This window comes from Streptomyces sp. NPDC028331 (assembly GCF_055565775.1).
This window is the reverse complement of record NZ_JBVHTR010000005.1, coordinates 67,810-93,950: the sequence shown is the minus strand read 5'-3', so window position 1 is coordinate 93,950 and position 26,141 is coordinate 67,810. Positions and strand designations below refer to the sequence as shown.

Annotated in this window: 20 protein-coding genes; 13 read left to right on the top strand and 7 right to left on the bottom strand. The window is 73.2% G+C overall.

The window, feature by feature from the left end; all coding sequences use genetic code 11:
• Positions 1–76: 76 nt before the first annotated feature.
• Positions 77–610 (bottom strand): hypothetical protein, encoded by a 534-nt coding sequence (locus ACZ4SW_RS08400; RefSeq protein ID WP_468239611.1) that lies wholly within the window; start codon positions 608–610, stop codon positions 77–79.
• A gap of 279 nt (positions 611–889) precedes the next feature.
• On the opposite strand from ACZ4SW_RS08400, the gene fmt reads away from it, so the two are divergent.
• Positions 890–1,822: a methionyl-tRNA formyltransferase gene (gene fmt, locus ACZ4SW_RS08395; RefSeq protein WP_468239608.1), complete on the top strand. Its 933-nt coding sequence runs from the start codon at positions 890–892 to the stop codon at positions 1,820–1,822.
• Positions 1,823–1,905: 83 nt separating this feature from the next.
• The gene (locus ACZ4SW_RS08390; protein ID WP_468239605.1) at positions 1,906–3,324 is read left to right on the top strand and encodes an RsmB/NOP family class I SAM-dependent RNA methyltransferase; all 1,419 of its coding nucleotides are present in this window, start codon (positions 1,906–1,908) and stop codon (positions 3,322–3,324) included.
• A 37-nt stretch (positions 3,325–3,361) separates the two neighbouring features.
• Here the strand turns inward: ACZ4SW_RS08390 and ACZ4SW_RS08385 are convergent, their stop codons facing one another.
• The 3 genes from ACZ4SW_RS08385 to ACZ4SW_RS08375 are packed head-to-tail and all read right to left on the bottom strand — an operon-like array spanning position 3,362 to position 10,450.
• Positions 3,362–4,330, bottom strand: a complete 969-nt coding sequence (locus ACZ4SW_RS08385; RefSeq protein ID WP_468239602.1) for an ATP-binding cassette domain-containing protein — start codon at positions 4,328–4,330, stop codon at positions 3,362–3,364.
• Positions 4,327–7,131 carry an ABC transporter permease gene (locus ACZ4SW_RS08380; protein ID WP_468239599.1) on the bottom strand — a complete coding sequence of 935 codons (2,805 nt, stop codon included), beginning with the start codon at positions 7,129–7,131 and terminating at the stop codon, positions 4,327–4,329. Before ACZ4SW_RS08380 ends, ACZ4SW_RS08385 begins: the two co-directional genes overlap by 4 nt.
• Position 7,132: 1 nt before the next feature.
• A complete protein-coding gene (locus ACZ4SW_RS08375; RefSeq protein WP_468239596.1) occupies positions 7,133–10,450 on the bottom strand; it encodes an FtsX-like permease family protein in 3,318 nt (1,105 codons plus the stop codon).
• 238 nt (positions 10,451–10,688) lie between these two features.
• Here ACZ4SW_RS08375 and ACZ4SW_RS08370 point away from each other — a divergent pair, with 238 nt between their 5' ends.
• The 10 genes from ACZ4SW_RS08370 (at position 10,689) to ACZ4SW_RS08325 (ending at position 21,348) form a co-directional block, all read left to right on the top strand.
• Positions 10,689–11,360 carry an ABC transporter ATP-binding protein gene (locus ACZ4SW_RS08370; protein ID WP_468240322.1) on the top strand — a complete coding sequence of 224 codons (672 nt, stop codon included), beginning with the start codon at positions 10,689–10,691 and terminating at the stop codon, positions 11,358–11,360.
• Between the two features lie 307 nt (positions 11,361–11,667).
• Positions 11,668–12,354 (top strand): ribulose-phosphate 3-epimerase, encoded by a 687-nt coding sequence (gene rpe, locus ACZ4SW_RS08365; protein ID WP_468239594.1) that lies wholly within the window; start codon positions 11,668–11,670, stop codon positions 12,352–12,354.
• A 78-nt stretch (positions 12,355–12,432) separates the two neighbouring features.
• Positions 12,433–13,476, top strand: coding sequence for a sugar-binding transcriptional regulator (locus ACZ4SW_RS08360; protein WP_468240319.1), 1,044 nt, complete (start codon positions 12,433–12,435; stop codon positions 13,474–13,476).
• Between the two features lie 40 nt (positions 13,477–13,516).
• Positions 13,517–13,918: a guanyl-specific ribonuclease gene (locus tag ACZ4SW_RS08355; RefSeq protein WP_468239591.1), complete on the top strand. Its 402-nt coding sequence runs from the start codon at positions 13,517–13,519 to the stop codon at positions 13,916–13,918.
• Positions 13,915–14,235, top strand: a complete 321-nt coding sequence (locus ACZ4SW_RS08350; protein ID WP_468239588.1) for a barstar family protein — start codon at positions 13,915–13,917, stop codon at positions 14,233–14,235. The genes ACZ4SW_RS08355 and ACZ4SW_RS08350 overlap by 4 nt, the downstream gene beginning before the upstream one ends.
• A gap of 140 nt (positions 14,236–14,375) precedes the next feature.
• On the top strand, positions 14,376–15,818 hold the full coding sequence (locus ACZ4SW_RS08345) for a GuaB1 family IMP dehydrogenase-related protein (RefSeq protein ID WP_468239586.1): 1,443 nt from the start codon (positions 14,376–14,378) through the stop codon (positions 15,816–15,818).
• A 348-nt stretch (positions 15,819–16,166) separates the two neighbouring features.
• Complete coding sequence (locus ACZ4SW_RS08340) at positions 16,167–17,669, top strand: amino acid permease (RefSeq protein ID WP_468239583.1); 1,503 nt, start codon at positions 16,167–16,169, stop codon at positions 17,667–17,669.
• 10 nt (positions 17,670–17,679) lie between these two features.
• On the top strand, positions 17,680–18,132 hold the full coding sequence (locus tag ACZ4SW_RS08335; RefSeq protein WP_468239580.1) for an Lrp/AsnC family transcriptional regulator: 453 nt from the start codon (positions 17,680–17,682) through the stop codon (positions 18,130–18,132).
• 672 nt (positions 18,133–18,804) lie between these two features.
• Positions 18,805–19,593, top strand: a complete 789-nt coding sequence (locus tag ACZ4SW_RS08330; RefSeq protein ID WP_468239578.1) for a carbon-nitrogen hydrolase family protein — start codon at positions 18,805–18,807, stop codon at positions 19,591–19,593.
• A gap of 57 nt (positions 19,594–19,650) precedes the next feature.
• Positions 19,651–21,348, top strand: coding sequence for a flavin monoamine oxidase family protein (locus ACZ4SW_RS08325; protein WP_468239576.1), 1,698 nt, complete (start codon positions 19,651–19,653; stop codon positions 21,346–21,348).
• 16 nt (positions 21,349–21,364) lie between these two features.
• Here ACZ4SW_RS08325 and ACZ4SW_RS08320 read toward each other — a convergent pair whose 3' ends face one another.
• The 3 genes from ACZ4SW_RS08320 to ACZ4SW_RS08310 all read right to left on the bottom strand — a co-directional run bounded on the left by ACZ4SW_RS08320 (position 21,365) and on the right by ACZ4SW_RS08310 (position 24,673).
• Complete coding sequence (locus ACZ4SW_RS08320; RefSeq protein ID WP_468239573.1) at positions 21,365–22,294, bottom strand: LLM class F420-dependent oxidoreductase; 930 nt, start codon at positions 22,292–22,294, stop codon at positions 21,365–21,367.
• Between the two features lie 48 nt (positions 22,295–22,342).
• Entirely contained in the window at positions 22,343–23,056 is a 714-nt protein-coding gene (locus ACZ4SW_RS08315) for a DUF5995 family protein (protein ID WP_468240317.1), read from the bottom strand.
• Positions 23,057–23,269: 213 nt separating this feature from the next.
• Positions 23,270–24,673 carry a uracil-xanthine permease family protein gene (locus tag ACZ4SW_RS08310; protein WP_468239570.1) on the bottom strand — a complete coding sequence of 468 codons (1,404 nt, stop codon included), beginning with the start codon at positions 24,671–24,673 and terminating at the stop codon, positions 23,270–23,272.
• Positions 24,674–24,795: 122 nt separating this feature from the next.
• Between ACZ4SW_RS08310 and ACZ4SW_RS08305 the strand changes: the two genes are divergently transcribed.
• On the top strand, positions 24,796–26,061 hold the full coding sequence (locus tag ACZ4SW_RS08305) for an alginate lyase family protein (RefSeq protein ID WP_468239568.1): 1,266 nt from the start codon (positions 24,796–24,798) through the stop codon (positions 26,059–26,061).
• Positions 26,062–26,141 lie beyond the last annotated feature (80 nt).

The window sequence follows — 26,141 nt, the reverse complement described above, 5'->3', positions numbered from 1 at the left end:
GAGGCCGAAGGGTCGTGCGGGCCGGGACGGGACTGCCTCCCGGTGCGGCCGGGAGGCAGGGGGGGGAGGGGCGGCCTCAGCCGTTGCGCGGCCCGGGGAAGGCGGTCGGCCGCGCCTCGTCGCGGAGGGTGGGGCTGCCGGCCGTCGGCTGGGTGGGCATCGAGCGGGCCGCGGGCACCGTGGGAATACCCGCGCCCACGTTGATCGTGCGACTGCCCGACGGCTCCGGCGCGCGCTCCGTCTCGGCGGCCGCTTGCGCGGCGGCACGGCGGGCGCCGTAACGGCGGTGGACCGCCTGCTTGGTGACGCCGAGCGCCGAGCCCACGGCGTCCCACGAGAAGCCGAGCGAGCGGTCGAAGTCCACGGCCGCGGTGACCAGGGTCTCGACACTGTCCCGCAGCTCCTGTGCGAGACGGACGGTCGGTGCGGGGGCGCGTCCGTAGACGACGAAGCCCGTGGACGGGCCGGAGCGCCGCGGGCGGTAGACATTGCCCAACTGGGCGGTGAGGGTGCGCAGTGCGTCCACCTGCCGGCGGACCCGCTCGATGTCCCGCACCAGCAAGTGCAGGCTGGCCCGGGCCTGGGCGTCGTGGGTTGCGTGGTCGGCCATGAACAAGCCTCTCGAACCGGCGTTGAAAAGGGTCGGACCGCGACAACGGCCCGCTTGTGGTCAACTCTTTCTTGACCAACGCGCTTTCGGGCCTGTGGTCACGCTGCGGGGGCGTAAGAGCATATGCGTACGCCCCCGGCGGACAGCGTGCGCTGCGAGCCCCCACCTACGACCGGGCGCGCCCCGCCACCCCCTAGACTGGTGCGCCGCCCGCAGGCCCGGCCCAGCCGGGAGGCGCGGGCCCGTCAGAACTCCCGCCCGAGAGGCCGTCACCCACCCATGAGGCTTGTCTTCGCTGGTACCCCCGAGGTCGCCGTTCCCGCGCTGGACGCTCTGATCGCGTCGGACCGGCACGAGGTGGCCGCCGTCGTCACCCGGCCCGACGCACCGGCCGGGCGGGGGCGCAGGCTCGTCGCCAGTCCCGTCGCCGAGCGGGCGGAGGAGGCCGGCATCGAGGTCCTCAAGCCGAACCGGCCCCGGGACGAGGACTTCCTGGCCCGCCTGCGGGAGATCGCGCCGGACTGCTGCCCGGTCGTCGCCTACGGCGCGCTCCTGCCGCGCGTGGCCCTCGACATCCCGGCCCACGGCTGGGTCAACCTGCACTTCTCCCTGCTCCCCGCATGGCGCGGCGCCGCCCCCGTGCAGCACTCCCTCATGGCGGGCGACGAGATCACCGGCGCCTCCACCTTCCTCATCGAGGAGGGCCTGGACTCCGGTCCCGTCTACGGCACCGTCACCGAGCGGATCCGGCCCACCGACACCAGCGGCGACCTGCTCACCCGTCTCGCCTTCGCCGGCGCAGGACTGCTCGAGGCCACCATGGACGGCATCGAGGACGGCACCCTCAAGGCCGTGCCGCAGCCCGCCGAGGGCGTCACGCTCGCCCCGAAGATCACCGTCGAGGACGCGCAGATCGACTGGTCCGCGCCCGCGTTGCGCGTCGACCGCGTGGTGCGCGCCTGCACACCCGCGCCCGGCGCCTGGACCACCTTCCGCGGCGAACGGCTCAAGCTCATCCAGGTCGCGCCCCGGCCCGAGATGACGGACCTCGCCCCCGGGCGGCTGTCCACCGGCAAGAACAACGTGTACGTCGGCACCGGTTCACACGCGGTCGAACTGGTGTGGGTGCAGGCCCAGGGCAAGAAGCCGATGAAGGCCGCGGACTGGGCGCGCGGAGTGCGGATCGGCGCCGCGGAAACCCTCGGCGGCTGACCCCGCCGACCTCTTCGCAGGCCCGATATCCCACGGACGTACGCTGTAAGCGCACGCCGTCCCACAACCGGAGCACCTTTTTCGTGACCGAGCAGTCCCGCCGTCCCCGCAAGCCCGGCAAGCCCTACCGCCGGCCCAAGAAGGACCCCGTCCGCATCCTCGCCTTCGACGCCTTGCGGGCCGTGGACGAGCGGGACGCGTACGCCAACCTCGTCCTGCCGCCGCTGCTGCGCAAGGCGCGTGAGAAGGGCGAGATCGACGGGCGCGACGCGGCGCTCGCCACCGAGCTGGTGTACGGGACACTGCGCCGGCAGGGCACGTACGACGCCATACTCTCCGCCTGCGTCGACCGGCCGCTGCGGGACGTCGACCCGCCGGTGCTCGACGTGCTGAGCCTCGGCGTCCACCAGCTGCTCGGCACGCGGATCCCCACGCACGCCGCCGTGTCCGCGACCGTCGAGCTCGCGCGTGTGGTGCTCGGCGACGGTCGCGCCAAGTTCGTCAACGCGGTTCTGCGCAAGGTCGCCCAGGACGATCTCGACGCCTGGCTGGAGCGGGTGGCACCCCCCTACGACGAGGACCCCGAGGACCACCTCGCCGTCGTGCACTCGCACCCGCGCTGGGTCGTCTCCGCCCTGTGGGACTCCCTCGGCGGCGGACGTGCCGGCATCGAGGAACTCCTCGCCGCGGACAACGAGCGCCCCGAGGTCACCCTCGTCGCCCGGCCCGGCCGCTCCACCACCGAGGAACTCCTCGACGAGCCCGCCGCGCTGCCGGGCCGCTGGTCGCCGTACGCCGTCCGGCTCACCGAGGGCGGCGAGCCCGGCTCGGTCAAGGCCGTGCACGAGGGCCGTGCGGGCGTACAGGACGAGGGCAGCCAGCTCGTCGCGCTCGCCCTCGCGAACGCCCCCCTCGACGGGCCCGACCGGGCCTGGCTGGACGGGTGCGCCGGGCCCGGCGGCAAGGCCGCCCTGCTCGCCGCCCTCGCCGCCGAGCGCGGAGCCGTGCTGCTGGCCTCCGAGAAGCAGCCGCACCGAGCCGGCCTGGTGGCGAAGGCGCTGGCCGGGAATCCCGGCCCGTACCAGGTCGTCGCCGCCGACGGCACCCGGCCGCCATGGCGGCCCGGCACCTTCGACCGGGTCCTGATGGACGTGCCCTGCACCGGCCTCGGCGCCCTGCGCCGCCGCCCCGAGGCGCGCTGGCGCCGCCGGCCCGAGGACCTCGACGGGTTCGCCCCGCTGCAGCGCGCCCTGCTGCGATGCGCCCTCGAGTCCGTACGCGTCGGAGGCGTCGTCGGCTACGCCACCTGCTCGCCGCACCTCGCGGAGACCCGCGCGGTGGTCGACGACGTGCTCAAGCAGTACCGCGACGCCGAACTCGTCGACGCCCGGCCGCTGCTGCCCGGCCTGCCGGACCTGGGCGACGGTCCCGACATCCAGCTCTGGCCGCATCTGCACGGCACGGACGCGATGTACCTGGCCCTCATCCGCCGCACCGGCTGACCCCCGGCCGCACCGCCTCGCGACCGCCGGCAGACGTTTATTGGGCCTTGTCGGGCCGTACCGCGATGTGATCGGGCTCCAGCTCCAGCAGGACGCGGTCACGGATGTCGAGGGCCTGAGCGAAGTCGTGCGGCAGTTGAAGGCGGCCGGCGCGGTCCACGGTGGCGTACTCACGGGCCGTGGTCGTGGTACGTCCCTCGTCGTCGGTGGTGGTGCGGCGCAGCACCTCCGAGGCGGTGCGCCCGTCGCGGATGGCGACCGTGCGGTGAACGGCGGAGGCGACCGCGGAGTCGTGGGTGACCAGGACGACGGTCGTGCCGAGTTCCTCGTTGACGGTGCGGAAGGTGGCGAAGACCTGTTCGGCGGTCGTGGAGTCGAGCTGGCCCGTGGGTTCGTCGGCCAGGACCAGCGCCGGGTGGTTGGCCAGAGCTACGGCGATGGCGGTGCGCTGCTGCTCGCCGCCCGACATCTGGTGCGGGCGCCGGTCGCGGCAGTGGGCCACGCCGGTCATCTCCAGCAGCTCCGCGGTGCGGGCGGCGCGTTGCCGCCTGCCCTTGACGAGTCCGGCGAGGCGCATCGGCAGGGCCACGTTCTGGGCGGCCGTGAGGTAGGGCAGCAGGTTGCGTGCCGTCTGCTGCCAGACGAAGCCCACCACTTCGCGCCGGTAGCGCAGCCGGGACCTGCCGTCCATGGCCAGCAGGTCCAAGCCCGCGACCGTGGCGCCGCCCGCGGTGGGGACGTCCAGGCCCGCCAGGATGTTCAGGAGGGTGGACTTCCCGCTGCCCGAGGCGCCGACCAGGGCCATGAGCTCACCCTTGGAGACCAGCAGGTCCAGCCCTTGCAGGGCCTGCACCTCCCCTCCCTGGCCGGTGAAGACGCGCACGAGACGGTCGCACACGATCAGGGCGTCGTGACCGTGGACGGGCTGCTCCCGCTGCCTCGCGACCCGCTGTTCCAGGTCGGCGAGTGTGACGGTGTCCGGGGCCGCCGAGGGCTGTTCCGTCATGTCTGGTCCCCCATCCTCAGGTTCGCGCCTTCGCCGCGCCGTCCGGTCCACCACGCCTGGGCCGCGAGAACGGCGCATGCCATGGCCAGGAGTCCCGCCGAGGGCAGGACGAGTGCGAGCGGGTCGGTGGCCGGCACCACCGCGGGAGTGCCGCCGGCCGGCGTCCGGCTCGTGAAGGCCAGAGCCGTCAGGTTCACGCCGGGCCGCAGCAGCGGGACCACGGCCAGACCGGTGAGGACGCCCCCGACCGCACCCAGCAGGACGTGCGGCAGTACGTCGAGCACGGCGAGCCACTGGCGCTGGCCCACCCGCATGCCCATGGTGCGCAGCCGGGCCAGCGTGGTCCGGCGCTGCGGTGCGCTCTGCCACAGGGAGAGCACCAGGGCCAGGACGCAGTAGCCGCCGCCGGCGGCCACCGCCGCCAGATACACGCGTTGGGCGCCGGCCTGCAGAGCGGTCCCCTTCAGCGCCGCCCGTTCCTCGGACCGGAGCTGGACGGTGAGCTGGTCCGACGCCTGGTGGGCGGTGGCGCGCAGGAACCGGCCGTCGACATGGCCGCCGGTCACGTACAGGTCCGTCGGCTCCAGTGCGGACGTGCGCGGCCAGTCGGGGTGCGCGCGTGCCACGGTCTTCACCGACACGATGGCGAACTCCGGGCCCGGCACCCCGGCAGCGGCCGGTCGCGTGGCGACAGCCCGCACGTCCAGGGGGCCGGCAGCCGTTCGCACGGCGTGCGGGGTGCCGCCGAACTCCGCGGCCAGCCGCGGCGACACCACCGCGGCCAGCGTGCCGGCCCCGTCATCGTCCAGCGCCGCCGTCGGGAAGCGGTCGTCCACGCCCGTCACCGCGGCGAGCCGCGCATAGGGCCCGGGGTCCACCATGAGCAGGGCGTAGGCGGTGCCGCGGTCCGTGCGCAGGCCGGTTTCCACGCGGACGGCCGCCACGTCCCGCACGCCGTGGATGCGACGGATCGCCTCCGCGAGACCTGGCGGCAGGGCGGTCCGGGACTGGACACGCGCGTCGGCGCCGACGGCCGCGAGGGCCGCCCGGTCCCGCCCGGCGGCCACCCCGGACAGGACCGCACCGCCGAACGACGTCACGGTGAGCGCCACCAGCACGGCGAGCAGCGGCAGGGCGGCCGTGGAGGGAGCGCGGCCGGCGCGCGCCACGCCCAGGGGGAGCACCGCGCCCCTGAGGCGGGCCGCCGGGCGGGCGAGCAGCCGCAGCGGCAGCGGGTACAGCCGCAGCAGCACCAAGGCGGCGACCACCGCGATCAGGACGGGAGCAGCCGCGGTGAGCAGGTCCGGGCCGCCGTCCGCCGTGCCGCGGCGGCGCAGCGCCACCACGGAGCCGGTCACGACGAGGACGACGGTCAGTTCGGCCACGGTGCGCCGCCGTGACGGGCGGGCGCGCACCAGGTCCTCCGGCTCGCCGGGCCGCAGGACGCGGACGGAGGACAGGGCCCGTACGGGAGCGGCCAGCGACGCCACGGCCCCCACCGCGCTCGCCGCGCACACGGCTGCCGCGGAGCGCTGCGTGGGGACCAGCAGGAGGGCGCAGAGCAGTCCGGCCGCCGCGGACGGCACGGCCGTGACGGCGCTCTCGCCGAGCAGGCGCACCGCCAGACCGCGCAGGCTCGCACCGCGGGCGCGCAGCAGGACCAGTTCCGTGCGGCGCCGGGCGGCGGTCAGTTCGGCGGCCATGAGCAGCACGATGACGGCGACCGTGCCGCCGCCGACCGCCGCGACCATGATCAGAGGCGAGATGGCCGCCCGTTCCCGGCCGAACGATGCCACGAGGGTGGCCAGGCCGTCCTCCTCGACGGTGAGGCCGCGCAGCCCGGTCCGCTCCCTCAGACGCGTGGCCTCGGGGCCGCTGTTGAGCGCGGCGACACGGTCCACCAGGGCGCTCGCGGTGCGTGCGGTGAGCGCCGCGGTGTCGGCGGGATGGTGCCAGTACGCGGTGACGCCCGCGTGCAGGTCGAGCAGGGCGCCCGCGGCGTCCGGTGCGACGAGGGCGGTGAAGTGCCAGTACGTCCTGGGGCTTTCGATGGATGCGGCGGGCGCGGTGGACAGCGTCGGTGCCCGCAGGTCCGGCTCCGCGTTCCAGTAGGCGGCCTCGGCGTGCCGGGGCCGGACGACGCCGGTGATCCGCAGGGTCAGCTCGGTTCCGCCCTGTTGTTCGGCCAGGTGAACCACGGACCCGGTGCGCAGACGCATGACGTGCGCGGTGCGCTCGGTGACGGCCGCCTCGACGGCGCCGGTGCCGGCGGCGGGCCGGGGCAGACGTCCGTCCAGGACGTCCGAGAAGCGGTCCAGATCCGGCTGCGCGACGACGGTGGCCTGCGGGTCGGTGTTCCGGGTCGGCCGGGGCAGTCCCGGATCCACGGCGAGGACGGCCTCGGCCGTCCGCACGCCGTAGACGGTCTGGCGGCGGTCCAGAGCGAGCGGCGGGCGCACGACGCTCTGGAACACCGCTTCGCCCGAAGCCAGGGCGCGAGGGGTGACATGGGCGTCGGCGTCCGAGGGCACGGACACCCAGGACACGTCCGCCGTGGCGGTCACGCTGCGCCGGTCCACGCTCGCCCGCGCCACCGTGTCGCGCAGGGCGGTGTCCTCATAGCGGTCGATCATGCGCGGCAGGGCCGCCGCGAGGAACGCGGTCACCAGGACCAGCAGCGACAAGGCGAGCGCGGCGCCGGGTGCGGCGCGCAGCCGGGTCGGTGTCCAGGGCGCGTCGGCCGAGGGCGGGTCGGCGGGCATGCCGCCGGTTCGGACGTGCGTACGCCGGAAAGCCGCCATGTCACTCGCCTCCCTGGCGGCGCAGGGCCTGGGCCGGTTCGCCGGACCGCAGGGCGGTCAGGGCGACCACGAGCAACGGCACCGCGGTCACCGCGATGAGGAGCCGCGCCACCGGGCCCGCGGGCAGCTCGACACGGAGGGCCGGGAGCGGAGGGGAGGCCTGGGCGGTGAGCACGACCATCGGCAGGATGAGGCGGGTGAGCAGGACGCCCAGGGCCGTGCCGACGGCCACCGAGACGGCCAGCAGCACCCCCTGTTCGGCGGCCACCCCACGGGCCAGCGAGCGCCGGGAGGCCCCCAGGGCCCGCAGGACCGCCTGTTCCTCCGCCCGCTCGCGGTGCGCGCCGGCCGCCGCGACGGCACAGCCCACGGCGGCCAGCACCGCAGCGGCCAGCACCGCCGCGGGGAGGCCGGCCTGCGGGCCCGCGCCGAGCGGGTCGGCCTCGAGCCGGGCGCGCTCCTCGTCCCGGACGAGGACGGAGCCGGCATCGGCCCGGTCGCGCAGTGCCGCCGCCACGCGCGGGGCGGCGCCGCGGTCGGCGGCGAGCCACCACTCGCCGGGCTGCAGTCCGCTCCCGCCGCGCTGAGCCAGGGCCCGGTTCACGGCGCGCAGGTCCAGCAGAAGGGCCCCGCCGTCGTTGGATACGGGCTGCGCGACGGTGGGCAGGGCCCGGACGGCGGCGACGACGCGGACCGTCAGCGTCGTGCCGGCCAGGTTGATCTCCGCCGTCCGGCCGACCTGCGTGCCGGTGGCGCGGAGGAAGGCGTCGGTGGCGAGCGCGGCCGGTACCGGCACGGCGGCGGTGTCGGCCCGCACGGTCAGCTCTCCGTCCGGGGACGCGCCGTACGACCTCGGCGGCGACGGGTCGTACCCGGTGCCGTACGTCACGGAGAGCGGTACGGCGGCCGTGGGGCGCGACGCCGTCGCCCGGGGCGGTGCGGAGGCGCCACCGGGGTCACCCGCGGCGGAGGTCTGCACGCGAACGTCCCAGGGGTCACCGGCGGGCACCGGGACGGCCTGGGTGCGTCCGTCGGCCAGGACGGCGCCGAGCCCGGTCACCGTCAAGCGGTGCCGCTCGCCGCGCCGAGGCAGGCGGTAGTCGGCCTGGATGCCGGTCAGCCGCAGCGGACCCGCGGGTGCCGCGCCCTGGGCTCTGCCGGACTCGGCGGCGAAGTCCGCCGTCAGTACGTGGGTGCGGCCGTCGGCGGGCAGAGTGCCCAGGACGACGGCGTACGGGACGCCGTACCGGTCGGTGACGGTGACGACGAGGCCGGGGGTGACGCTGCTCCGTTGCGGTTCGCCCTTCGGGCCCAGGGCCTCCAGGCGCGCGGTGATCCTCAACCGGTCCGTGCCCGTCGGCAGGGGGAAGCCCGCGGACCTGCCGTTGGTCTGTGCGCCGGAGTGGAGGGGCCCGAGCAGCCGGCGGGGTGAGCGGTCCGCGAGGTCGTCACGCCAGTCGAGTACCTCGGACGCCGCCCGGGTGTCCATGGCCAGCACCGTGGCGTCGCGCTCCTGCGGCAGGAGCACGTCGGTCCGGACGACGGGAGTGACGGCTGCGATCCCGGGAACGGCGTCGTAGACCCCGCCCTGGGCGAAGGACGGGGTGGACGAGTCCGCCGCGCGGACGTCCGCGCCGACCAGGAAGTCGGCCTGATCGCGCTGGGAAAGCGCCCAGCTGGCACCCTCGCCGGTAGCGAAGACTCCCATCGCCACGGCGAGCACGACCAGCAGCACCGGGCCCGTGCCCCGCCCGGGCCGGCGGGAGAGCTGCCAGCCGGTGAGCGCCGCCGGCAGTCCACGGGTGCCCGCGGCCCACCGCTCGCCGAACCGGGCCGCCAGGGGCAGCAGCCGCAGGGCCAGCACCGCGCCCGCGCACAGGCAGAGCGCGGGTGCGACCGCCAGCACCGGGTCCACGCCCAGGGTGCCGGCCCTGTCCACCGTCAGGACCCCGGAGCCCGCACCGCGACGGGACAGTTGCCAGTACGCCAGCACCGCGACGACGGCGAGCGCCGTGTCGGCCCCCGCCTGCACGATGCGGGGCAGTCCGGTGCGGCGCCGGCCGGGGTCGCGTTCGTCGAGGTACGTGCCGGAGCGGCGCAGCGCCGGGCCGACGACGGCGAACGCACAGATCAGCGCGGTGACCACCGCCACCGCCCAGGTCTCGGCCGGCGAGCCGCCGAGCCGCACGTGTGCGCGGGCAAGCGCACCGTGGCCGGCCGGTAGCCGCAGCAGCGGGCCTGCGAGCAGGGGTGCCGCGACGACGGCGGGCAGCGCGAGCAGCAGGGCCTCGGCCGCCGCGAGCCCCGCCACACGCCGACGGGAGGCGCCACGGGCCCGTAGCTGCGCCGTCTCGCCCGCCCGCTCCGCTGCGAGCAGCCCCGCCACCAGCAGCAGCGCGAAGGCCGCCAGGAGCACCAGTTGCAGGGCGGTGATCAGCATCGTGGACCGGGTCACCAGGAGCGTGCGGCGCAGGTCCGTCAGCAGCGCCGGCAACTCGCTGTGGGCCCTGGCGGATCCGTCCGTCGCCCGGCCGAGGTCGCGCAGCGCCCGCTGCACACCGTGCCGCAGGCGGTCCACGCGCGCCGCGGTCATGGCGGAGTAGTCCGCGCGGGCCTGCCAGGACATCCTGTCCGGTGCGACGGCCCCGGAGAGGAACGCGCGAGGGTCCGCGAGCATCGGGCCGTACGTGGTGAACGACAGCGTCCGCACACCCCGGCCGCCCAGGGGGTCGAGCCGCCAGTAGGGCGCGGTGGAATCCACAGGCCGGTAGACGCCGGTCAGCAGCACCTGGAGCGGTCGGCCGTCGGCCCGGCCGATGAGGGTGAGGCGCTCCCCGGTGCGCAGACCCAGCGCACGGGCGGCCCGCTCGGGCAGGGCGACCGGGACCGGGCCCCCGGCGCCGGGCGGGCCGGGGAGGCGCCCCTCGGCCATCGTCAGCCGCGAGGGGTCGAGGGTGGCGAGGAACGTCAGGTCGGGCTCGTCACCACGGGAGGTGCGGGCCGTGCGGGGCAAGCCGTAGGAGACGGACTGGATGCTCGCGGCCATGGTCACCGGCATGCCGTCGAAGGCCGCGGGAACGATCCTGCGCACGGCCGCGTCGAGCCTGGCGCGGTCGTCCGCCGTCACCTCCGCGTCGACCTCGACCAGGGTGCGCGTGGCGTTGCGGTCCTGCAGGGCATGCCGGAGCCCGGCGTCCCCGACGGCCTCGCTGAACGCGGCGAGCGCGGCGAGTACGCACGTGGTGAGCATGACGCAGAGCAGAGCGGCACCGAGCAGCAGCCAGTGCGCGCGTGCGCGCCGCAACACGAACCCCGTCAAGACTCTCCCCGCCGCCGTCCGGCGCGCCCCGCGGGGGTGCAGCCGACCCCGGCCCGGGGCGAAGACCTCTCCGGTCTCCCCTTGTCGCCCCAGTTCATGAGCGCGAGGCATCAACGTACCTGTCTGCCGACGGCCTGTCAGGTGATCGAAGCGGGTGGTTATGCTGGCCGCCATGAGCGAGGGGCTGCCGGACCGCGCCGATCACTCGCCGGGGGGCGAACCGGCGCCCCACGGCGACATGGTGACCGTCCGTCAGGTGATCCGGACCTACGGCCGCGGCGCCACCGCCGTGCACGCCCTGCGCGAGGTGTCGTTCGGCGTGCCGCGCGGACAGCTCGTGGCGCTCAGGGGACGCTCCGGCTCCGGCAAGACCACCCTGCTCAACGTGATCGGCGGACTCGACCGGCCCGACTCGGGCAGCGTACGCGTCGCCGGAACAGAACTGGTGGGCCTCGGCGAGAAGGAGCTCCTCGACCTGCGCCGCCACCACATCGGCTTCGTCTTCCAGTCCTTCGGCCTGCTGCCCGTCCTGACCGCGGCCGAGAACGTCGGCGTCCCCTTGCGCCTGCGCAGGGCCGAACGCCGCGACCGCGACGAGCGGGTCGCCCTGCTGCTCGGCCTGGTGGGCCTCGCGGACCACGCCGACCGGCGCCCCGGGGAGCTGTCCGGCGGTCAGCAGCAACGCGTCGCGATCGCACGCGCCCTCGCGAACCGCCCCTCCCTCCTTCTGGCCGACGAACCGACCGGGCAGTTGGACGCGGACACCGGGCGCTCCGTCATGGAACTGCTGCGCGCCGTGGTCCACAGCCAGTCCGTCACCGCCCTGGTGGCCACGCACGACCCCCAGCTGCTGGCCATCGCCGACCGGGTCCTGGAACTGCGCGACGGCCGGATCGTCGAGGAGGGGTGAAGGGCGGGCAGGGGCGCGCCCCGAGGACGCAGCCCTCGGCCGTGAGCAGCGCCTTCAGGTGTACGGGGCGCGTCTGCCGGGTGGAGCCGACGGCCACTTCGAGGGACCCGTGGCCGCGCCACCGACTCCCCGGCGCACGGGCTGTTTCTCGCCATGGACACGCCCATCGTGACACGTGTGACCGCCACGCCCGGACGGACGCGGCGCCGTCGGGCCCGGCCTCACCCGGGCCCGACGGTGACCGAGCGCCGGATTCCGGCCGGGTACCGGCGCGAGCGAGCGGCCTCCGGCATGGCAGGCTTGGGGCATGGCCGTGCAGATCAACCCCAGCATCCTGTCCGCCGACTTCGCCCGCCTCGCCGAGCAGGCGAAGGCCGTCGAAGGGGCCGACTGGCTCCACGTGGACGTCATGGACAACCACTTCGTCCCGAACCTCACGCTCGGCGTGCCGGTGGTGGAGTCCCTGGCCCGGGCGACGGACACCCCGCTGGACTGCCATCTGATGATCGAGGAAGCCGATCGGTGGGCACCGCAGTACGTCGAAGCCGGTGCCTCCTCCGTCACCTTCCACGTCGAGGCGGCCGCTGCCCCGGTGCGGCTCGCCCGCGAGATCCGCGCCAAGGGCGCCCGGGCCTCCATGGCCCTCAAGCCCGCGACGCCCATCGAGCCGTACGAGGACCTGCTGCCCGAGCTGGACATGCTGCTGATCATGACGGTCGAGCCGGGCTTCGGCGGCCAGGCGTTCCTGGACATCATGCTGCCCAAGATCCGCCGCACCCGTGAGCTGATCAGCAAGCACGGTCTGGAGCTGTGGCTCCAGGTGGACGGCGGTGTCTCGGCCTCCACCATCGAACAGTGCGCGGAGGCGGGGGCGGACGTCTTCGTGGCCGGCTCGGCGGTGTACGGGGCGGCCGACCCGGCCGCCGCGGTACGTGCATTGCGCACCCAGGCGGAGCGGGCGACGGCCCGGGCGTCATGGGCGTGCGACGAGTGAGACAACGGAACCTGAACGCCGACCGTCCGGGCTGATCGACTACGCCGGATCTGCAAGGATGAACGGCGAATGCACAGTGTGAACAGCAGTGAGGAGATGGCCGTGTCGGGTATGTCGGCGGGCCGGTCAGCCATGCGGATGGGACCCGCTGAGCTGGTGCAGGCGGCGGCCATGGCCCGCCGCTTCTACCTCGAGGGCAAGTCCAAGATCCAGATCGCCGAGGAGTTCGGCGTCAGCCGCTTCAAGGTGGCCCGGGTCCTGGAGACCGCCCTCGAACGCGATCTCGTGCGCATCGAGATCCGTGTGCCGGCCGAGTTGGACGCCGAGCGCTCCGACGCGCTGCGCGCCCGCTACGGCCTCAGGCACGCCGTCGTGGTGGAGGCCCCGGCCGAGGCCGAGGAGTCGCCCGACCCCGAGAACCTCGGCGAGGTGGCCGCCGACCTGCTCGGCGAGCTGGTCACCGAGGGCGATGTGCTGGGCCTGGCCTGGGGCCGCTCCACCATCCACATGGCGGCGGCCCTGGACCGGCTGCCACCGTGCACGGTGGTGCAGCTGACAGGCGTGTACGACGCCGGGACCTCCGAGCGCGGCTCGGTGGAGGCCGTGCGCCGTGCCGCGCAGGTCTCGGGCGGTGACGCCCACCCCATCTACGCGCCGATGCTGCTCCCGGACGCGGCGACCGCGGCGGCCCTGCGCAACCAGACGGGGATCGCCCGCGCCTTCGAGTACTTCGACAAGGTCACGGTCGCCTGCGTGTCCATCGGGTCCTGGGAGCCCGGCATCTCCACGGTGCACGACATGCTCACCGAGGAGGAGCGCGCCCACTACGCCTCCCTCGGCGTCGCCGCCGAGATGGCCGCGCACCTCTTCGACGCCGAGGGCCGCCGGGTCGGACGGGACCTGGGGGAGCGGTGCATCACCGTCAAGGCCGACCAGCTCCGCCGTATCCCCGAGGTCGTCGCGATCGCGGGCGGGCAGCGCAAGGCGGCCGCCATCGACGCGGTGCTGCGTTCCGGGCTCGTCACCAGCCTCGTGACGGACACGGCGGCGGCGGACTACCTGATGACGGCGGGCCCGGCACCGACGCCGGCGCTGAACCGGGCGGACCCGGACGGGCCCTGACAGGGCGTGGCGCCGGGGCAGGCTGTGGCAGCATCGGCACATGCTGCCGCGGTCCGTCCCCCGCCTGCTCGTGGGGCTCCTCGTCTGCCTGGCCGTTCTGCTCACCGGGTGCTCCGCCACGGACACCGGCGGCCCCCGCACGCCCGCCGCGTCGTGGGCCGGGGACATGGCCACGGTGCGGGAAGACCGGCTCCCCGCCGAGGCCCGGCACACCCTGGCCCTCATCGACAAGGGCGGCCCCTACCCGTACGCGCAGGACGGCGCCGTGTTCGGCAACCGCGAGCACCGGCTGCCCGCCCATCCCCGCGGCTACTACCACGAGTACACGGTGCCCACACCCGGTGCCCACGACCGGGGGGCCCGGCGCATCGTCACCGGGCAGGGCGGGGAGACCTACTACACCGGTGATCACTACAACACATTCCGGGCGGTGCTGAGATGAGCGACGACCTCGCGGGCCGGTTCCTGGTCACGCTGGATCTGGACGGGGTCGCCGACAAGGCCGCGTTCATGGAGCGGATCGTGCGGGCCCTGGACCTGCCGTACTGGTTCGGCCGCAACTGGGACGCGCTCGCCGACTCGCTCACCGACGAGACCGTCTGGCCCGAGGAGGCCGTCGAGCGGGGCCTGCTGCTCGTCGTACGGGGCTGGCAGGAGTACGCGGCGGCGCGCCCGGAGGAGTGGGAGACCGCCCGGGACGTGTTCTCCGAGGCGGCGGACCAGATGCCGGGCCTGTCCGTGGCGCTGACGCTTGGATGATCCCACAAAGGACCCTCTGACCTGCCTGGATGATCCGCCCGGGGTTCGTGGAGGGCCCGCCATGGGAGAATGAAGTACGTGCTCTTACCCCTGGCTGACCTGACCGGGGGCCGCCTCTGACCGACTGGGATGTGCAGCACGTGCGTTTCCTCAATGACATCCAGCCTGCCTACGACCTGACGTACGACGACGTCTTCATGGTGCCGAGCCGCTCCTCCGTCGGCTCCCGCCAGGACGTGGACCTCGCCTCCCCGGACGGCACGGGCACGACCATCCCGATCGTCGTGGCCAACATGACCGCCATCGCCGGCCGCCGCATGGCGGAGACGGTGGCGCGCCGCGGCGGCCTGGTCGTCATACCGCAGGACATCCCGATCGACGTGGTGACCGAGGTCATCTCCTGGGTGAAGAGCCGCCACCTGGTGCTGGACACCCCGATCGTGCTGGCCCCGCACCAGACCGTCGCCGACGCCCTCGCGCTGCTGCCCAAGCGCGCCCACAACGCCGGCGTGGTCGTCGACGACGCACACCGCCCGATCGGCGTGGTCACCGACGCCGACCTGTCCGGCGTGGACCGCTTCACCCAGCTCGAAGTGGTCATGTCCAAGGACCTGCTGCTGCTGGACGCCGCGATCGACCCCCGCGAGGCCTTCAACGTCCTCGACACCGCCAACCGCCGCTACGCGCCCGCCGTGGACAAGGACGGCAAGCTGGCCGGCATCCTCACCCGCAAGGGCGCCCTGCGGGCCACGCTCTACACGCCGGCCACCGACGCGCACGGCAGGCTGCGCATCGCCGCCGCCGTCGGCATCAACGGCGACGCCGTCGGCAAGGCCAAGCAGCTCCTCGACGCGGGCGTCGACACGCTCGTCATCGACACCGCGCACGGCCACCAGGAGTCGATGATCAACACCCTCAGGGCCGTGCGGGCACTGGACCCGCAGGTGCCGCTCGTGGCGGGCAACATCGTCGCCGCCGAGGGCGTGCGCGACCTGATCGAGGCCGGTGCGGACATCGTCAAGGTCGGTGTGGGCCCCGGCGCCATGTGCACCACGCGCATGATGACCGGCGTCGGCCGCCCGCAGTTCTCGGCCGTCCTGGAGTGCGCCGCCGAGGCGAAGAAGTACGGCAAGCACGTGTGGGCCGACGGCGGCGTCCGCCATCCGCGCGACGTCGCCATGGCGCTGGCGGCGGGCGCGTCCAACGTGATGATCGGCTCCTGGTTCGCGGGCACGTACGAGTCGCCCGGCGACCTCCAGCAGGACGCGAACGGCCGGCTGTACAAGGAGTCCTTCGGCATGGCCTCGGCGCGTGCGGTCCGCAACCGCACCTCCGAGGAGTCCGCGTACGACCGTGCCCGCAAGGGGCTGTTCGAGGAGGGCATCTCGACGTCCCGGATGTTCCTCGACCCGGCCCGCCCGGGCGTCGAGGACCTCATCGACTCGATCATCGCGGGTGTCCGCTCCTCCTGCACCTACGCCGGTGCCGGCTCCCTGGAGGAGTTCGCGGAGCGGGCCGTCGTCGGCATCCAGAGCGCGGCGGGCTATGCGGAGGGCGAGCCCCTGCACGCGAGCTGGAACTGAGCCGTACCCCCTCGGCCCCCGTCCCCCCGTCCGCGGGAGGGCGGGGGCCGAGGCGTGGTCGGTGCCTGTGCCGACCCGGTCGCCTCCCCGGCCGGGGAGGCGGCGGCACCGATGAGCACACATCGGCGCAACCATCGAAACGGCGTCTGCAACGAATACGCGTGAACGTTCGATGAACGCAACGATCTTGCGGAGATGCGCAAGGTTGCTGCATTACGCCCGTGAAGGCGCGGCTCATAGGGTCAGGCGCTGTACGCGGCGTGGCGAGGACCCCGCTCGGCGGTCCCCGCCCCGGGGTGCCGCCGGTCCCGCCCGTCCCCTTGACCGGCAGCGATAAGGAGCCGACGCGTGCTCGACCAAGGCGCACCCGCGCAGTCCCGCAGTCATCCAGCCACCGCCCTCCCGGGCCTCGGCGCGCGTCTGATGCGCCGCAAGCCGGTGGAACGCCTGGTCGCCGAGGGTGGCCAGGGCGAGGGAGGAACGCTGCGACGCTCCCTCGGGCTGTGGCAGCTCACCATGATCAGCATCGGTGCCACGCTCGGCACCGGTATCTTCGTGGTCCTCGGCGAGGCCGTGCCCAAAGCCGGGCCCGCCGTCACCCTCTCCTTCGTGATCGCCGGTCTCACCGCCCTGTTCTCCGCCCTGTCGTACGCCGAGCTGGCGGGCACCATCCCGGTCTCCGGGTCCTCGTACTCGTACGCATACGCAACGATGGGCGAGCTGATCGCCTGGATCTGCGGCTGGTGCCTGGTCCTGGAGTACGGCGTGTCGGTCGCCGCCGTGGCGGTCGGCTGGGGCCAGTACCTCAACGAGCTGCTGGACGGCACCATCGGCGTCACCATCCCCGCCGCGCTGTCGGCGCCGCCCGGGGACGGCGGCGTGTTCAACCTGCCGGCGCTGATCGTCGTGCTGCTCGCCATGGCGTTCCTGCTCGGCGGCGCCAAGGAGTCCGCACGCGCCAACACGATCATGGTGGCCGTGAAGATCGCCGCACTGCTGCTGTTCTGCGCGATCGGCGTCCAGGGCTTCCGCTCGGGCAACTACGCGCACTTCATGCCGCTCGGCATGGCCGGCGTCAGCGCCGCCGGCGCCACCCTCTTCTTCTCCTACATCGGCTTCGACGCCGCCTCCACGGCCGGCGAGGAGGCGAAGAACGCGCAGCGGGACCTGCCGCGCGCGATCATGCTGTCGCTGGTCATCGTCACGGCGCTGTACGTCGTCGTCGCGGCCGTCGCGGTGGGCGCGAAGCCGTGGCGCCGGTTCAACGACTCGGAGGCCGCGCTCGCCCAGATCATGAAGGACGTCACCGGGCAGACGTTCTGGGGCACGCTCCTCGCGGCCTGCGCGGTCATCGCCATCGCGAGCGTCGTGCTGACCGTGCTCTACGGCCAGACGCGCATCCTCTTCGCGATGTCGCGCGACGGCCTCGTCCCCAAGGTGTTCTCGCGGGTCCACCCCAGGACCGGCACGCCCCGCGCCAACACCGTCATCGTGTCCGTCTTCTGCGGTGTCCTCGCCGCCGCGATCCCGCTCGGCCAGCTCGCCGACGCCACCAGCATCGGCACGCTGTTCGCCTTCGCGCTGGTCAACGTCGCGGTCGTCGTACTGCGCCGGACCCGCCCGCACATGACCCGCACCTTCCGGGTGCCGCTGTCGCCGGTGCTGCCCGCGCTGGGCTTCGCCTTCTGCGTGTGGATGATGGGCAGCCTCTCGGCCGTCACCTGGGTGGTGTTCGGAGTCTGGATGGCCGTCGGGCTCGTGTTCTACTTCCTGTACGGCCACCGGCGGTCCCGGCTGGCCGCCGCGGACTCCGTGGATTCCGTGGCCCCCGCAGTCACCGCAGAGAAGTGAACCGCCCGCCTTGCTGAACGATCTCGACGAACGCATCGTGCACGCCCTCGCCGAGGACGCCCGCCGCTCCTACGCGGACATCGGGCAACTGGTCGGCCTGTCCGCGCCCGCCGTGAAGCGGCGGGTGGACCGGCTGCGCGCGACCGGCGCCATCACCGGGTTCACCGTCCGGGTGGACCCGGCGGCGCTCGGCTGGGAGACCGAGGGGTTCGTCGAGATCTACTGCCGGCGCAACACCTCGCCGGAGACCATCCAGCGGGGCCTGGAGCGCTACCAGGAGGTCGTGGCCGCCTCCACCGTCACCGGTGAGGCGGACGCGATCGCCCAGGTCTTCGCGTCCGACATGCGCCACTTCGAGCGTGTGCTGGAGCGCATCGCGGGCGAGCCGTTCGTCGAACGGACGAAGTCGGTCCTGGTCCTGTCCCCGCTGCTGCGCCGCTTCTCGTCGGGCGCACCCGGCTGACCGGCACCGCACCGCGCGTTCACCTCGGCCGGCACCGCCCCGTACGGCATGTCACCGGCGCCGAACCGTACGTCGTGCCGACCTGCCGCCACCGCCCGTAGGTCGTGCCGACCGGCCGGCGCCGCCCGTACGTCGTACCGACCGGCCGGCGCGGCCCGTACGTCGTGCCGACCGGCGGCGTACGGCCGCCGGACGGACCGGCCCCTGATCGCCGACAGCAGGCGCCGGAGGTCGGCCGCATGCCCGCCCGTGCCGATCAGGAGTCGCAGGTGGAGGCCACCGGGCAGCCCGGGAGGAGACCGCTCGGGGCTCGGCACGCAGGCGGGAGCGGCCCGGAAGGCCGGCTCAGGGCGGACGATCAGGGCGTACGACGAGCAGCGGTGACGTCCGCGGACAACCGGCTCCCGACCCGGGACGGGAAAGACCCCGGAACCCGGGCGGGTGGAGTCCTCTGCGACCACGTGGGGGAGTGAAGCCCGCGGCGCCCGAGCCGTGGCGACCTCGTCACGGGCCGGGTTCGGACCCAGGGGCACGCAACGAATCGCCGCCGAAGCCGCCGCGGACGCAACGGATCGCTCATCGGCGCGCAACGGCTCCTTCTTGTCCGGCCGACGGCGGCGACCGTACCGTCTAAGTGGCCCCCAACCCCTTCCGTACCGGTGGAGAACACCCATGCGCACCGCCCTGCTCCAGAGCTCCGGTCGTCCCGGATCGGTCGGCGAGAACCTCAAGGTCCTCGACCAGGCCGCGGGCCGTGCCGCCGCCGCGGGCGCCGGACTGCTGATCGCGCCGGAGATGTTCCTCACCGGGTACGCGATCGGCGACGACATCGCCCGGCTCGCCGAGCCCGCCGACGGCGACTCGGCGGACGCGGTCGCCGAGATCTCCTCCCGGCACGGTCTCGCGGTCGCCTACGGCTACCCGGAGCGCGAGGGCGAGACGGTCTACAACTCCGCCCAGCTGATCTCCGCCGACGGCACCCGCCTCGCGAACTACCGCAAGACCCACCTCTTCGGCCGCTTCGAACACGACCACTTCACCCCGGGCGACCAGCCGGTCGTCCAGGCGGAACTCGACGGTCTGCGCGTCGGCGTCATGATCTGCTACGACGTCGAGTTCCCGGAGAACGTCCGCGCCCACGCGCTGGCCGGGACCGACCTCCTCGTCGTGCCCACGGCCCAGATGCATCCCTTCCAGTTCGTCGCCGAGTCCCTCGTGCCGGTGCGGGCCTGGGAGAACCAGATGTACGTCGCCTACGTCAACCGGGTCGGGCAGGAAGGCGAGTTCGAGTTCGTCGGGCTCTCCGTCCTGGCCGGTCCCGACGGGACCGCCCGGGCCCGGGCCGGCCGCATCGAGGAACTGGTCCTCGGCGATGTCGACCGCGCCCACCTCGCCGCCTCGCGCGAGGCGAACCCGTACCTGAAGGACCGCCGCCCCGGCCTCTACGGGTCCCTGGCCTGACCCTCAGCCCTCCCCGAACCTCTCCCGAGTTCTTTCCGTGCAAGGAGTCCGTACCCCATGACGTCCACGGTGCCCAACGCCGTCGAGCACGCAGACGAGCAGCAGCCGCCGATCACCATGTTCGGCCCGGACTTCCCGTACGCCTACGACGACTTCCTCGCCCACCCGGCGGGCCTCGGCCAGATACCCGCGACCGAGCACGGGACCGAGGTCGCCATCATCGGTGGTGGCCTGTCCGGCATCGTCGCGGCGTACGAGCTGATGAAGATGGGCCTCAAGCCCGTCGTCTACGAGGCGGACCGGATCGGCGGCCGGCTGCGGACGGTGGGCTTCGACGGGTGCGACCCGTCGCTCACCGCCGAAATGGGCGCCATGCGCTTCCCGCCGTCCTCGACGGCCCTCCAGCACTACATCGACCTGGTGGGCCTTGAGACCAGGCCGTTCCCCAACCCGCTCGCCGAGGCCACGCCGTCGACCGTGGTCGACCTCAAGGGCGAGTCCCACTACGCCGAGACCATCGACGACCTGCCGCAGGTCTACCGCGACGTCGCCGACGCCTGGAACCGGTGCCTGGAGGAGGGAGCCGACTTCTCCGACATGAACCGCGCCATGCGCGAGCGCGACGTCCCGCGCATCCGGGAGATCTGGTCGAAGCTGGTCGAGAAGCTCGACAACCAGACCTTCTACGGCTTCCTCTGCGCATCGGAGGCCTTCAAGTCCTTCCGGCACCGCGAGATCTTCGGCCAGGTCGGCTTCGGCACCGGCGGCTGGGACACCGACTTCCCGAACTCCATCCTGGAGATCCTGCGAGTCGTCTACACCGAGGCCGACGACCACCACCGCGGCATCGTCGGCGGCTCCCAGCAGTTGCCGCTGCGCCTGTGGGAGCGCGAGCCGCAGAAGATCGTGCACTGGCCGCACGGGACCTCGCTGAAGTCCCTGCACGTCGACGGCGAGCCCCGCCCCGCCGTGACCCGGCTGCACCGCACCGCGGGCAACCGGATCACGGTGACGGACGCGAACGGCGACATCCGCACCTACCGGGCGGCGATCTTCACGGCCCAGTCCTGGATGCTGCTGTCCAAGATCCAGTGCGACGACGCGCTGTTCCCGATCGACCACTGGACGGCCATCGAGCGCACCCACTACATGGAGTCCAGCAAGCTCTTCGTGCCCGTCGACCGGCCGTTCTGGCTCGACAAGGACGAGGAGACCGGCCGTGACGTCATGTCGATGACGCTGACCGACCGGATGACCCGAGGGACGTACCTGCTCGACAACGGCCCGGACCGGCCCGCCGTCATCTGCCTGTCGTACACCTGGTGCGACGACAGCCTGAAGTGGCTGCCGCTGTCCGCCGAGGAGCGGATGGAGGTCATGCTGAAGTCGCTCGGCGAGATCTACCCGAAGGTGGACATCAGGAAGCACATCATCGGCAACCCGGTGACGGTGTCCTGGGAGAACGAGCCCTACTTCATGGGCGCGTTCAAGGCCAACCTGCCCGGCCACTACCGCTACCAGCGGCGTCTGTTCACGCACTTCATGCAGGACCGGCTGCCCGCGGACAAGCGGGGCATCTTCCTCGCCGGCGACGACATCTCCTGGACGGCCGGCTGGGCCGAGGGCGCCGTGCAGACCGCGCTCAACGCCGTGTGGGGCGTGATGCACCACCTCGGCGGCGCGACCGACCCGGCCAACCCCGGCCCCGGCGACGTCTACGACGAGATCGCGCCCGTCGAACTCCCCGAGGACTGAGCCCTCACCGGGGCCGTCACAGCCCGGCCGCCCGCGCCGCCTCGTACACCTCCGCGGCGACGTCCTTGAGCTCCTGGGCGTCCCGCGGGGTGGCCTGGAGGTCGAGAAGGATCTCCTCCAGACCGATCGACGTGTAGGGGACCAGGTCTTCGACGATCTGGTCGACGCTGCCCTGGAAGGGGCGGCGGTCGGCGCCGTCGTAGGCCTTGCCCTGGTACTCGGCGTTCACCCGCAGAACCGTCTGGAGGGGCTCCGGGCGGCCACGCTCGGCCGCCAGATCCTGCAGTTCCTGCCACTGGGTGGCGATCCGCTCCACCCCCATGCCCACCGGCAGCCAGCCGTCGGCGTGGTCGACGAGCCGGGTCAGGGCCTTCCTGCTGCTCGCGGCGAGCAGGATCGGGATCGGCCGGGCCGGCTTGGGACCGACCACCGCGGACGTGATCTTCGTGATACGGCCCTCGTAGCGCACCGGATCCGGGCCCCACACCGCTCGGCACACATCGATCACCTCGTCCAGCACCCGGCCGCGCTCCTCGAACGGGCGGATGCCCGCGGCCGCGTACTCGTCGAGGGACCAGCCGGTGCCGAAGCCGGCGATCACCCGGCCGCTGCTCGCCGCGTCCAGCGAGGCCAGGGCCTTGGCCAGCCGGAACGGCTGGTGCAGCGGGGCGACCAGCACGCTCGAGCCGAGACGGACCCGCTCGGTGGCCGCCGCGGCGAGGGTGAGGGTGACCAGGGGGTCGGCCACATCGCGGTACGAGTCCGGCCAGGGCAGGCCCTCGATGCCGTAGAGCCCCTGACCGGCGGGCTCCGGGTACAGGGCCCGCTCGTAGACCCACAGGCTCTCGTAGCCGATCTGCTCGGCGGTGCGGGCCACGTCGGCCACGTCCCTGCCGAGGTGGTACTGCCGGTTCTGCGGAAGGCCGAGTCCCAGCCGAGTCGCCATGCCTGCGCTCCTTCGCAAAGGGGTCTCGCGGATCAACGTTCAGAGATCTCAAGGGAGTTTCCGGCCTGACAGGCGGGGACGGCCGGGAATATGCGGCAGCGGTGTCAGCAGCATCCGGCCGGCGAACCCGACCGCCCCGTCCAGCCGCTGCGTGAACTCCTCGGCCAGGTCCGGAAGTTCCCGCAGCGCCCACAGCGTCCGGGCCGCCGACCAGGCCGCCTCGCGCGCCCGCTCCAGGCTCCAGGCGCCGAGCAGATGGGTGAGCGGATCCGCGATCTGGAGGAGGTCGGGACCGGGCATGAGGTCCTCGCGGATGCGCTCCTCCAGCGCGACGAGGAGATCGCCCACCCGGTCGAACTCGTCCTCCAGCCCGGCCGGTTCGCAGCCCAGCCGACGACAGGCGTCCACGACGGCGAGCGCCAGGTCGTGCCCGATGTGCGCGTTGATGCCCGCGAGCGCGAACTGCAGCGGCCGTACGCCGGGATGGCGCCGGAACTGGAACAGCGGCCGCCAGCAGGCCGGGACCGGTGCTCCCTCGGCCACGGACAGGTACCGCTCGGCGAACCGGACGTCCAGCGTCACCGCCTCCTGCCGGTCGGTGAAGTAGCCGGTGTCCAGGCGACGGCCGATCTCCTCGGTGACGGCGAGGTAGACCCGGTTGAAGACGGCCACGCCGTCGTCTTCCGGCCAGCTCTCGCCGAGCGCGCGCATCCGTGTGACGACCGTCTCCACTTCCGTCGTGAACTGCTCCCACCGCACCATGAGGGCAGGGTTCCAGCCCTGGGCCGGCCGGGGCGCCACCGGCCCACGGTCTTCCCCGGAACGGGGGATGGCGGCGATGGGCCATGAGGGGGACAGGGGGAGCCCGGCGCCGAGTACGGAACAGGCCGGGATCCACGACTTTTGGTGGGGGGCTGCCGGGCGAGTCGGGCGGCTGCGAGGGGGCCGCCCGGGACGTTCTCGCCGTTCGTACGCCTACGACTCGGCCCGGTGGGCCCTTTCGCCGGCTTCCTCGTCGTAGGCGGAGGTGCCCGAGTCCAGCAGCGGCTCCTGCGCCTTGAGGTGGGCGGGGGCGAGCGCGCGCAGCGCGTGGTAGCCGGTGATGACGACCAACGTGCCCAGTGCGATGCCGCTCAGCGAGAAGTGGTCGGTGAACTTCAGCGTGACGTTGCCGACACCGATGATGATGCCCGCCGCGGCCGGCACCAGGTTCAGCGGGTTGCGCAGGTCCACCTTGGCGTGGAGCCAGATCTGCGCGCCGAGCAGGCCGATCATGCCGTACAGGATGACCGTGATCCCGCCGAGCACGCCGCCGGGGACCGCGGCCACGACCGCGCCGAACTTGGGGCAGATCCCGAACAGGAGGGCGAAGCCGGCCGCAGCCCAGTAGGCGGCGGTCGAGTAGACGCGGGTGGCGGCCATCACGCCGATGTTCTCGGAGTACGTCGTGTTGGGCGGGCCGCCGACCGCGGTGGAGAGCATCGAGGCGACACCGTCGGCGGAGATCGCCGTGCCCAGCCTGTCGTCCAGCGGGTCGCCGGTCATCTCGCCGACCGCCTTGACGTGTCCCGCGTTCTCCGCGACCAGGGCGATCACCACGGGCAGCGCGACCAGGATCGCGGACCACTGGAAGGACGGTCCGTGGAAGTGGGGCAGGCCGATCCAGTCCGCCTTGCCGACGCCGGACAGGTCCAGGCGCCAGTGGTCGGTGAGCTTGCCGCTCGCGTCCACCGAGTGGATCTTCCCGAAGACCCGGTCGAACACCCACGAGATCCCGTACCCGAACACCAGGCCGAGGAAGATCGCGATCCGGGACCAGAAGCCGCGCAGGCAGACCACGGCCAGCCCGGTGAACAGCATCACCAGCAGCGCGGTCCACTGGTCCTGCGGCCAGTACGTCGACGCGGTCACCGGCGCCAGGTTGAAGCCGATCAGCATCACGACCGCGCCGGTCACGATCGGCGGCATCGCCGCATGGATGATCCGCGCGCCGAACCGCTGGACCGCGAGGCCGACGAGGAACAGCGCGATGCCCACGACGAAGACCGCGCCGGTCACGGTGGCGCTGGTGCCGCCCTGGGCCCGGATCACCGCGGCGACGCCCACGAAGGACAGTGAACAGCCGAGGTAGCTCGGTATCCGGCCGCGCGTCGCCAGCAGGAAGATCGCCGTGGCGACGCCGGACATCATGATCGCCAGGTTGGGGTCCAGGCCCATGAGGACGGGTGCCACGAAAGACGCACCGAACATGGCCACGACGTGCTGGGCGCCCAACCCCACCGTGCGGGGCCAGGAGAGGCGTTCGTCCGGGCGGACGACCGCTCCGGGCGCGGGCGTGCGCCCGTCACCGTGCAGCTTCCAGCGCACGCCGAGATCCATGGTGAAACTTCGCTTTCTCTGTCCATGAAGAAGTGTCCGGACCATTGTCACCGGCACCAGGCGGTCCTACGCTCACACGGTCCCACTCATGAACTGCGTTCACATATATGATCGGAGCTTTGATGAGTGCACGCCCCCGCCTGGCCACCCTGCTGGCGGCCGTCACCGCCTTCGCGGCCGTCCTCGTTCCCTCCGCCTCCGCCCAGACGGCACCGAAAGTCCCCAGAACCGCCGTCCTGGACGGAACCCGGCTCCAGCAGACCAGGATCCGGCTCGACCACGGAGACCCCCGACTGCGCGGAGCGCTCAAGGACCTGACCGCGCGAGCCGACGCCTGGCTCGACCAGGGCCCCTGGACGGTCGTCGACAAGCCGAAGCCCGCACCCGGCGGGGACGTCCACGACTACCTCAGTCAGGCCCCGTACTGGTGGCCCACCCGGCCGAAGACCGCCGACAACCCCTGGGGCTGCCCCTACGAGCAGCGCGACGGGCAGCGCAACCCCGAGGTCGACACCGGCACCGACCGCCAGGACGTGGAGAAGGTCTTCGACTCGACCTACGACCTCTCGCTCGCCTGGTACTACACCGGCAGAAAGAGTTACGCCGAGAAGGCCGCCCAGGTCCTGCGCACCTGGTTCCTCGACCCGGCGACGAAGATGAACCCCAACCTGGACCACGGGCAGTTCATCCCGTGCAAGTACGACGGCCGCGCCATCGGCATCATCGACTTCTCGCAGTCCTACACCAGCGTCCTCGACGCGATCGCCATCCTGAACACCGGGGCTCCCGGCTGGTCCAGGGCGGACCGCACCGGCATGCACGACTGGAACGTCGCCTTCCGGACCTGGCTGACGGACAGCGCCTTCGGCGAGGAGGAGAGCGCGGCCGAGAACAACCACGGCACCTTCTACGACATGCAGCTCGCCGCCCTCGCGTACGCGACCGGAGACGAGGGACTCGCTCGGCGGACCGTTCTGGACGCGCGCGCCAAGCGCATCGACCCGCAGATCGCCGCCGACGGCGCCCAGCCCCAGGAACTCGCGCGCACCCGGAGCTGGCACTACTCCACCTTCGACCTGGTGGCCTACACACGCCTGGCGGCCGTCGGACGCCATGTCGGCGTGAACCTGTGGTCGTACCAGGGACCCGACGGGCAGAGCCTGTTCAAGGCGGTCGACTACCTGCTGCCCGCCGCCACCGGCACCGCGTCCTGGGCGTACCCGGAGCTGGAGTTCCACCGGTACGCGGCGACCGACGTGGTGCACGCGGCGGCGGACGCCGGGGACCCGCGGGCCCAGAAGGCCGTACGCCTGCTCCAGGCACCGCCCGGCGGTGACCTGTGGGCGCTGAGGCCGGCCGCCGAGCAGTTGGACTCGATCGCCGGCTGACCCGCGGGCGGGGGCCCTGAGCGAGCGCTTACCATGGTCGGGTCCAGCGCCGCAGCGTCGCGAGCGCCTCACCAGGCCAG